This is a genomic window from Brevibacillus borstelensis, from assembly GCF_037834415.1.
Taxonomy (GTDB): Bacteria; Bacillota; Bacilli; order Brevibacillales; family Brevibacillaceae; genus Brevibacillus; species Brevibacillus borstelensis_A.
Map to the genome: position 1 here is coordinate 1 of NZ_JAUMSJ010000077.1, position 4,122 is coordinate 4,122.

The following is a 4,122-nucleotide window of genomic DNA, read 5'->3' on the forward strand; positions in this document are numbered from 1 at the left end:
ACTTCTTCTCTGTCTCAGTGCTTTGATTCAGAGAAAATGACATGTATTCACTGGGGATCGTAAGAATTTGTTGTAAGGAAACCTAACGGTTTTTTATTTTAAGCATTACGCTACATTTTGTTTAACTTGGTTCATTTCTAAAGCTGCAACCAAATGAGTTAACTTTCGTTAGCAGACAGTATTGAAGGCGTGATGTATGTTAAAGTTGCCCGACTGAGGTTGTTGATCCACGAATTTTTAAATTGAAAAAACGACGCCTATCCCTAATTAATCCATTGTTATAACGATAATTTGTATATTTTTAAGGAATGCCACAACTCCATTAATATCAATCTCATGTAAGATATGCATTTTCATATACAACTCTTGAGGTAGCAAAGCACTATATTTCGACTGAAAAAACTCCTCCTCTCGTGTAAAAGCAATTAACTCCTCTTCCCTCCACTCCTTCTGAGTAATCTGTTCTAAAGTCCCGAGTAAATAAATGGAACTCGTAACTTCTAACCTTCCAAATTCATCATACTTTTTGACTTGTACTCCAAATGAACGTAACATCCAGACCAATGTACGTGCAATTTTGGTTCCCGTATACCCCTCAAAATAATAACTGTCTCTTTGTTTCCAAAGAACTCTTTGCTGTGATTTGATATTGTTCAAATGGTATGCCTTTCTGAGATCATTAAGCTCATTTAATGCTTCCTTATTTATATAACGAAACTTTTCATCTGAACAAAGTATTTCGTGCATTTTCTCCGATATTTTCGAATGTATCTTACTGCCATCCCCAAAATATCTTGGGGGATTCGCATTGACCGCCGCTGTAACGTAGACCTTCCCTTTGCTTTCCTCAATACCCTGGATAGTCCACAGTTTTCCCGCAAGAATGATATTGTCTCCTTCATTAATAAGCCATTTCTTATCCAATTGCCCTATTTTTTTAGCTCCATTTACTACTTCATATTCTTCTGATGTCATAAAAACTGAGTAAAAATCTTTATCTCGTAATATACGTTCACCGTCAAGACCTACAATCAACTCTTTGCTTCCATTAATTAATTCGAGAAAATCATAATTAATCATATGGTGGATTAACATTCTAATCTCTTCAGTAGGTAAAAAATAGAATACGTGATTACCTTTGAGATTGTTAATTAACTCTATTTCAGTTATTCCATTATGCTCTTGGCAAATGGAAACGATCTGTTGAAACAAAATATCATACGGAACTGGATAGCCCACTGAAGGTTCAACCCACTTTTCCAATAGAAGTTCCATAACTGCTAGTGATTGTAATAGACTGTCCTGATTGGTTGTATACAATTGCAAATACTGGTTTGTATCTTTTTTTCTGCCTGAACGACCTAACCGTTGTTTCAGTGAAGATACAGTGAAAGTGCTATCAACTTGGACTACCAATTCAATTTCTCCGATATCAATTCCTAACTCTAATGAGCTTGTCGCTACAACACTCTTTGGAGCCGATGAATTGGCTATTGTTCTTTCAACATATTCACGTTCCTGTTTATCGATAGAGGAGTGGTGGGCGTAATAAGTTTCTCCAACATTTTCTCTCTTTGCTAATCGGTTCAAAAATACGGTAGTTTCTTCGACCTCTCCTCGACTATTGCAAAAAATGATTGATTTACTTTCCCTTGTCAGCTCCCTTAAATCCTCAAAAAATACTACTGGTTTCTTAAAACTTTCGTCATTCTGAAAGTGCATAAGGGAGTAGTTTAACTCTTTATCATTCCCAGGTGATACTATAATTTCCACATTATCCGTATTACAATAGTTGATCCAAGAACGAATAAAGTCAAAGTTATCTATTGTTGCCGATAATCCAATAATTCTTGGTCTATTTTTACAGTAATTCTCAATCCGTGATAACAGAGAGCGCAGTTGAACTCCACGCTCTGTATCTAAGAAAGAATGAATCTCGTCTATCACAAAAAACTCTACGTCTGAAAATATACGTTTTATGTGCTCAGTTCGATTAACAAACAGACTTTCAATCGACTCAGGGGTGATTTGAAGAATACCTGCTGGTGACTGAATAAATTTTTTCTTTTTCCCTTGATCAACGTCTCCGTGCCAGCGGTGAATAGGTACATGGATATGCTCGGAAACCTTCTCTATTCGCTCAAATTGGTTATTTATTAGTGCTTTTAGTGGTGAAATATAAATTACTTTTAATGATTGCCCAGCTGTCGACTCAATTAGTGTGAGGATAGGTAAAAAAGCTGCTTCCGTTTTACCAGAAGCAGTTCCCGAAGAAATCACGATATCTTTATTCGTGTGAATGATTGTTGGAATAACCATTTCTTGAATAGGGGTAAACCTACCCCATTTCATATCCCATATTTTTTTCTGCATACTTTTTGACAACAAATAAAAGGGGTTCATGCTACCACCTACAAGTTTGTTTTTTGAAATCGGGAATGAACGGATGATTTTGAATCAATTGTTTGATTATCTAGACCTCCAAAGATTTTCGTTTTATCAAACGTTGGGTTTTGGTGGAGTACATTGAGCGCACCTATAAATTGCCGAACAATATCTCCAGCCGTGAGATTATCTTCTGCCCCAGGTCTTGAATAAAGAGTTTGGATAAAACTCATTATGTCCGATTCGGTTATTGTTGTTTGGTATTCGAAATGAACTGCATGTATATCTTTTATTTTTTTAAGTAGAACAAATGTTTCTTCGTTTTTTAAAGGGGTTAGCTTAATGACTGGTTGAGAAAGATCACGATACTCTATCGTTTCATATTGATTTAATTCCAATCTCCTTTTCAACGCACCATAACTGAAAAGTCCTCTTCTTTCGTCCTCTAAAAATTCAGGCGTTCCTCCTAAGGTAATGTATAAACCTTCTACATTACATTGGAGTGTATCGTTAAATATTTTTAATATGGTCTCGTAATTCTTCTCTCTTGTTTGAGGGTGAGTAATTTTGTATAGATTAATGGCTTCATCAAAGTTGACAACCATTCCAGAATATCCAATCTGCTTAACAAATTGAGACATTACCTTAATATATTCGTAATAGTTACTGTCGTCTATAATTTCCCTTACACCTAGATCAGAACGGGCTTCGGTTTTAGTCGTGTACTCACCACGCAACCAGCGTAAAGCACAGCGTTGGAGTTCAGAATTATCGTTAACAAATCCTTTAAAATACTGATTAAGTACCCGTGCAAAATCAAATCCACCTGTAAGTTCATCCATTTTCGTGACAACTTTAGTTATTTCTCTTTCAACATCTTTTACGAATTCTTCATTTTCAAAAGATATCGAGCCGTACTCTTTCTCCAGAACCACAGAACTCTGGACTTCACTAATCCACTTATCAAGTATCGTAGGTAAGGCATTGCCCTCGGGAACGGTTGCAATCGCCATATTTTTCATTAATTCTGTATAGGTAGCTACTGCCTTCCCTTCTGCACCGTATAGACGACGTTCAGGTGTGAAATCAGCTTTGGTAACAACAAATCTCTCTTTAAAGGCAATTTGTTGGATCAATGCCTGTATAAAACTTTTCCCACTTCCAAATGGGCCGATAAAAAATTTGATTATTGACGTACCCTTTTTTATGTTCTGTAAATCAAAAAGGATTTGCTTGGCTTCTTCAGCTCGACCTACCATGATATACTCCAATCCCCTGCTTGGTACAACACCCCCAGCAAGAGAATTTAAAATCGCTTGGGAATCCTTTTTTCTAATTTTCATTTATGCTTCACCAGCCTTTAACTTTGCTAATATATACTCAAATTCTTCGTAAACCTCATAATCCTCACTACTTGTTTCTACTAAATTGTCTCCTAAAAACTCATGGGATTTCTCATTTAGTGAACTGATAAACATACCAGGCATAATTCCTTTGGTTTTTAGCCACTGATTGGCTTCAGTAAAGTTCCTTTTACCATCTTCAAATCCAGTTAAGAACTCAATTTCTTTAGCTGTTAATGCTTCAACTAACCCCATATCATTTTCTTCAACTAGCGTATTAAAAACGGAAAATACATCCAGATTTTTAACCTTCTCATCTATTGGGATATTGATTGGTGTACTCTCATTTTCTTTATGTTCTCCCGAAGCAATTTCGGAATGACCAACTTCGCTT

At 36.0% G+C, this 4,122-nt stretch carries 3 protein-coding genes; all 3 read right to left on the reverse strand.

Going from position 1 to position 4,122, the window contains the following annotated elements; genetic code table 11:
- Positions 1-267 precede the first annotated feature (267 nt).
- Positions 268-2,403: a DEAD/DEAH box helicase gene (locus Q3F21_RS26920; protein ID WP_340259629.1), complete on the reverse strand. Its 2,136-nt coding sequence runs from the start codon at positions 2,401-2,403 to the stop codon at positions 268-270.
- A gap of 8 nt (positions 2,404-2,411) precedes the next feature.
- Positions 2,412-3,728, reverse strand: coding sequence for an ATP-binding protein (locus tag Q3F21_RS26925; RefSeq protein ID WP_340259631.1), 1,317 nt, complete (start codon positions 3,726-3,728; stop codon positions 2,412-2,414).
- A partial coding sequence (locus Q3F21_RS26930) for a tellurite resistance TerB C-terminal domain-containing protein (RefSeq protein ID WP_340259633.1) occupies positions 3,729-4,122 on the reverse strand: 394 nt, incomplete at its 5' end.